The organism is Chromatium okenii, assembly GCF_016583745.1.
In the GTDB taxonomy this organism is placed as follows: Bacteria; Pseudomonadota; Gammaproteobacteria; order Chromatiales; family Chromatiaceae; genus Chromatium; species Chromatium okenii.
Genome location: NZ_NRRQ01000061.1, coordinates 1 through 6,183, shown reverse-complemented (window position 1 = coordinate 6,183; position 6,183 = coordinate 1). Strand labels below are relative to the sequence as shown.

Sequence of the window (6,183 nt, the reverse complement as noted above, 5' to 3'; positions counted from 1 at the left end):
CGGAGTAGCGATTAAAAACTGAATGTAATCTTGTTCGGTACATTTTGCAGCGTTCATCTTTGTATAGCCAAGCCAGAATAAATTGATTGCGGCACAACAGTAGGATTGAAGGTGCTGCGCCGATTTTAACAATCATTTTGTGGTGGATCGACTATATTCTAAAGCTATTTTTGGTCAACTGCGTAACTCCTAAACCTATAGAAAACACTCTTAGCAGTGACCGCGCCCTACAGATTGAGAATATAAAAAGGTGGATTTTCTTGTTTTTTAGGCATGGTTGTTTGAGAATGAAGTGGTGGATGGTATCCACAAGCGCGAAGGTTTCGCGTCCCGTCGGGTATGAACAACATTTGGTCGCAAAGCCACTCTGCCCAAGGATGATCAGCCGGGTAGCTTTTATGGTAACGCCAGGGCGCAATTGTTCAGTAGTACTTGATGTTGCCAACGCAGGTTGGTCGTTCGGTTGAGACTGCCCAACCAGGACTCCAGTTGCAGTGATGTCACTATCAACGGAGAGCGAATGACCCAGTTGTGCATAAACACTTATGCGCACATTCTTGGGAGCAGAGGTTGTAAATCGGGCCGTCGCCGCGCCGGGATAGGCGGAAGACGATGAGGCTGTCGGTGGCGGGATCGACTAATTCAATCAATTCAACGCTCAAAATTTCGGCTGCCAGCGGGGTGAGAACGACTTCGTGGACGGACAGTTGCCCGTCCATGCGCCAGCGTTGGAGGCAGCGGCGGACGCCGCGTGCGAGTTTGGGGGAGCTGATGTCGTAGCTGAACACGAAGGGGGCGTGCTCAAAACCTGAACGGCGAAAGCTGGAGGCGCGGTCGAGAAAGCTCATCCGGCAATCCTCTGTTGGCGGACGTTGGGAAGTTTTTTGCCGAGGAAGCTGTGGCTTTTGGCGGTGCGGATGATCTGGGTTTTGTCGGGATTGAGCTGTAAGTGCAGGCGCTGCAAGCTGGCGGCGGCGCGGTCGAGGGCGCTTTGGGCGGCGGCTTCGCTGGTGCCGAGGACGATGAAGTCGTCGGCATAACGGACGAAGGGAATTTGCTGTTCCTCTAAATCCATGTCCATGTCGTGAAGGTAGAGGTTGCAGAGAAATGGTGAGAGCACCATGCCTTGTGGCAGTCCGAGTCCTTGTCCGCTGGGGCGAAAGGCGGGGGGAATGGCGTTAAACCAGCGGTCTACGATGGTGATGACGCGGTCGTCGCCGCAGAGCGCCATGAGTTGTTCTAAAACAGGTTGTTGGGGGATTGCGTCGAAGCAGGCGCTGATGTCGGCGTCGCCGAGCCAGTGATAACCCTGACGTATCCATTCGCGGAGGCGAGCTAGTGCCATGTCAACGGTACACATCGGGCGATAGCCGAAGCTGTTGGGGTGAAAAATGTCCTCGCCGAGTGGTTCTAACACGGTGAGAAAGGCGCGTTGTACGAGTTTGTCGCGCACTGCTGGCGCACAGATGGTGCGGGTGCTGCCGCTGGCTTTTGGGACTTCAAAACAGCGGACGCGCTGGGGCCGATATTGGCCGTTGAGCAGTTCTTCGGCGAGGCGGCCGATGTGGAGCGGGAGATTCGGTTCGATGTCTTGCATGGTGAGATCGCGTGTCCAGCGTGATTTGTCTTTGCGCACGGCGTTCCACGCCTGATTGAGGACGGCGGCGCTGGCGATTTGTTTGATCCAGTCGGTCATGGGTGGAAACTCTCGCTGGTGTTTTTTGAGTAACGCAGCGAGTGGTCAATTTTTAATCTGGGGAGCGGAAAATGAGGAGGCGTTTTGGGGTTAAGTGTTTGGTTTTTCATTCATTTTTGTTGTAAAATGATGACTTGATCCGCTGGGATTTTAGTAATGGCTGAGTGTTTTAGTCTGGAATGGGTGGCATGTGCGGCGGCAGATTGAAAGTTGTTTACAATCAACTGCTTTTTGTATTTTTGTCTTAAAACGGGGCGTGTGCGATGCAGGCGTTTGGTAGTAGCGGTTTTGCTTTAACTAAGGCAAAACCAATCAAAGGGCGTGGTGCCATAGAAATAACCGTCTGGATTTGTGTGGTTTTTGGCGTAGATTGTTGCTCAGTCTCCACTGAGTGCTTGGTAGTAACTGAGTGTTGCGGTCGGAAATTGATTTAGCCGGTTGAGCCGAATTAGAGGCGATGAAACAATAACATCCTCGCTTTTAAAATATCCTCCTATTTAGCCGGTTGAGCCGAATTAGAGGCGATGAAACGGGTGGTAGCCGACGATGATGATAGCATCACACAATTTAGCCGGTTGAGCCGAATTAGAGGCGATGAAACATCGTTTGAAGAAAGTAATCACCTTTTCTGATTTAGCCGGTTGAGCCGAATTAGAGGCGATGAAACCCCAATCGCCAATTTGCATTGGTGATCTCCTGATTTAGCCGGTTGAGCCGAATTAGAGGCGATGAAACAAAATCATCCCACCGGTAGAGTTCGATCCAGTATTTAGCCGGTTGAGCCGAATTAGAGGCGATGAAACGGAGATCGTCCAATACTTTTACCAATATTATGATTTAGCCGGTTGAGCCGAATTAGAGGCGATGAAACAAAAACGATCAATTGAAACCAATTTCGAGCCTGATTTAGCCGGTTGAGCCGAATTAGAGGCGATGAAACTGCCCCCAATGATTGCCAGCCACCAGGATGGTGGATTTAGCCGGTTGAGCCGAATTAGAGGCGATGAAACCTCTTGCGAGGTTAGGTGAAAACGCGACTACATTTAGCCGGTTGAGCCGAATTAGAGGCGATGAAACGTGCGATCTTTGATTCATTGTACGAGTCAAAGATTTAGCCGGTTGAGCCGAATTAGAGGCGATGAAACTCCGAAAATCGTGTTGAAAAATTTTACGTCGTCATTTAGCCGGTTGAGCCGAATTAGAGGCGATGAAACGCGGCAGCTTGCGCTGCCGTGTTAAACGCAGTATTTAGCCGGTTGAGCCGAATTAGAGGCGATGAAACCCAGTTAGCAACCCATTTGGTTAGATCCTCTTATTTAGCCGGTTGAGCCGAATTAGAGGCGATGAAACCTGGGTCTATCCACACAAATGAGCCCCCCCACATTTAGCCGGTTGAGCCGAATTAGAGGCGATGAAACCTCCATAGAACTGTTGGTAGAAAAATTCGTTTGATTTAGCCGGTTGAGCCGAATTAGAGGCGATGAAACTCGATTGACTCTAACTTTGAACCAGGCTCAAACATTTAGCCGGTTGAGCCGAATTAGAGGCGATGAAACCCCTAATTGTGATGGCCTGAACCATTAACGACATTTAGCCGGTTGAGCCGAATTAGAGGCGATGAAACCAGCAAAATCGGAAATATTCATGGTAAATCTCATTTAGCCGGTTGAGCCGAATTAGAGGCGATGAAACCCTTGATGATAAAGCGAAAGCGCGGTTCTTGCCACATTTAGCCGGTTGAGCCGAATTAGAGGCGATGAAACCACGCCGAGATCAAGTCATCCGACGAAGAATTATTTAGCCGGTTGAGCCGAATTAGAGGCGATGAAACCTGAAGCATTGGAATCAATCGCTTTTGAACAATGATTTAGCCGGTTGAGCCGAATTAGAGGCGATGAAACCGGTGCAGTCGCACCAGTCGGAGCAGTCGCACCATTTAGCCGGTTGAGCCGAATTAGAGGCGATGAAACAATTGGTATTTGTAAACCACTAGTTAATGGTATTTAGCCGGTTGAGCCGAATTAGAGGCGATGAAACGGAGGTAAAATCACCTCCCCATATTGATGGGTATTTAGCCGGTAGAGCCGTATTAGAGGCGATGAAACACATACCCAGGACGGGTGAAATCATCTTCATAATTTAGCCGGTAGAGCCGTATTAGAGGCGATGAAACCTCATAACCGTCACAGTAACGATGTGCATCATTTAGCCGGTAGAGCCGTATTAGAGGCGATGAAACATTGAAACGGGTGGTTGAAACCCAGTCTTTGACATTTAGCCGGTAGAGCCGTATTAGAGGCGATGAAACAACAGCGGAAACGGTGGTGCTGATGACACCCAGATTTAGCCGGTAGAGCCGTATTAGAGGCGATGAAACTTCGATTGCCTGGCGCACACGATGATTTAACATTTAGCCGGTAGAGCCGTATTAGAGGCGATGAAACAGATAACCAAGTTCATTTACTAAAACTGAACATTTAGCCGGTAGAGCCGTATTAGAGGCGATGAAACATGGTGATGGTTGCAGATGATGTATGTGTAAATTTAGCCGGTAGAGCCGTATTAGAGGCGATGAAACAAACGCCGTTGAGTGCACCTGAGACGGTGCGATTTAGCCGGTAGAGCCGTATTAGAGGCGATGAAACAACCCAATCAGATTGTATTTTGTGTCAAACTATTTAGCCGGTAGAGCCGTATTAGAGGCGATGAAACCTTTAAACCACCAAAGAAGGGCCGGCCAATATATTTAGCCGGTAGAGCCGTATTAGAGGCGATGAAACACTTATGGTAATGCGCCTCGGCGCGGACTACAGATTTAGCCGGTAGAGCCGTATTAGAGGCGATGAAACCATTTGGTTAGACTCTCTTGTTAGAGATATCATTTAGCCGGTAGAGCCGTATTAGAGGCGATGAAACGGCCATAAAGTCCTCCTAAAAGGATGAGCAACATTTAGCCGGTAGAGCCGTATTAGAGGCGATGAAACCAATGACAGCGTCTGCATACGCATTTGCAGCATTTAGCCGGTAGAGCCGTATTAGAGGCGATGAAACCATTTCATTACGACAGATTCGTAATTCCATGAATTTAGCCGGTAGAGCCGTATTAGAGGCGATGAAACCGTACTCCGGTTAGCAACCCATTTGGTTAGACATTTAGCCGGTAGAGCCGTATTAGAGGCGATGAAACGATACCATAATACATACTTCCTTCATTACCTTTATTTAGCCGGTTGAGCCGAATTAGAGGCGATGAAACCGTAAAGGGGTAGGTTCTATTTATTTCTTAATCAATTTAGCCGGTTGAGCCGAATTAGAGGCGATGAAACTCAGCCATCTTACATACTTCATGGCAGCCTCATTTAGCCGGTTGAGCCGAATTAGAGGCGATGAAACTTCATACGATGATATGTACATCCCCTCTTTTACTTAGCCGGTTGAGCCGAATTAGAGGCGATGAAACGTATTTTTCTAATACACAACTAGGATTTACATCATTTAGCCGGTTGAGCCGAATTAGAGGCGATGAAACTGAACTCATAAAAATTTTTCATTGAAATCTCCATTTAGCCGGTTGAGCCGAATTAGAGGCGATGAAACCCTCTCCACACTCCCCCAAGCCAGCCTCCGGGTATTTAGCCGGTTGAGCCGAATTAGAGGCGATGAAACGCCGAATACGTTGATTATGAGATATAATCTCATTTAGCCGGTTGAGCCGAATTAGAGGCGATGAAACAGTTCATTGCTTTTACATCGTCGTCAGACATATTTAGCCGGTTGAGCCGAATTAGAGGCGATGAAACGTCGATGGTGGTTATAGGCGGCAGTGCCGCCCAATTTAGCCGGTTGAGCCGAATTAGAGGCGATGAAACGTCCCGCCACCACCTCAATGTGGTGGGCGCATTTAGCCGGTTGAGCCGAATTAGAGGCGATGAAACTCAGCATATACAAATCAAAAGCAGCGGCTCCAATTTAGCCGGTTGAGCCGAATTAGAGGCGATGAAACGAAGAAATGCTCAATACTGACCAACTTCGAGCATTTAGCCGGTTGAGCCGAATTAGAGGCGATGAAACTTAGTATCTCCTCATTCATCTTGATGACGGTTATTTAGCCGGTTGAGCCGAATTAGAGGCGATGAAACTGACGTTAATGATAGCATCACACATCACTGTGATTTAGCCGGTTGAGCCGAATTAGAGGCGATGAAACAACTCTTCTCTTCGTCCACAATCAGGCCTACCTGGTTGTGGATTTAGCCGGTTGAGCCGAATTAGAGGCGATGAAACATAACCTCCTAAAAGGTTGCGATAGGGACTTAAATTTAGCCGGTTGAGCCGAATTAGAGGCGATGAAACTAATCCATTATAGTTATCCGCAAAACATACTATACTATAAGAGAAAATGTAGGAGCTTACGACAGTGAAACTGTGCAACGAAGACCAACTTTTGAATTTCTTAAGACGTGAAGAAGACAGTTCAGTTAAGTATA

General features: G+C 48.1%; 2 protein-coding genes and 1 CRISPR repeat array. Both genes read right to left on the bottom strand.

What is annotated here, in order from left to right:
- Positions 1–506: 506 nt before the first annotated feature.
- Complete coding sequence (locus CKO12_RS13710; protein WP_200155288.1) at positions 507–848, bottom strand: CRISPR-associated endonuclease Cas2; 342 nt, start codon at positions 846–848, stop codon at positions 507–509.
- Complete coding sequence (locus tag CKO12_RS13705) at positions 845–1,696, bottom strand: reverse transcriptase domain-containing protein (protein WP_200155287.1); 852 nt, start codon at positions 1,694–1,696, stop codon at positions 845–847. Before CKO12_RS13705 ends, CKO12_RS13710 begins: the two co-directional genes overlap by 4 nt.
- Before the next feature lie 428 nt (positions 1,697–2,124).
- A CRISPR array of direct repeats spans positions 2,125–6,049; the repeat unit is 36 nt; unit sequence ATTTAGCCGGTTGAGCCGAATTAGAGGCGATGAAAC.
- Positions 6,050–6,183: the final 134 nt, after the last annotated feature.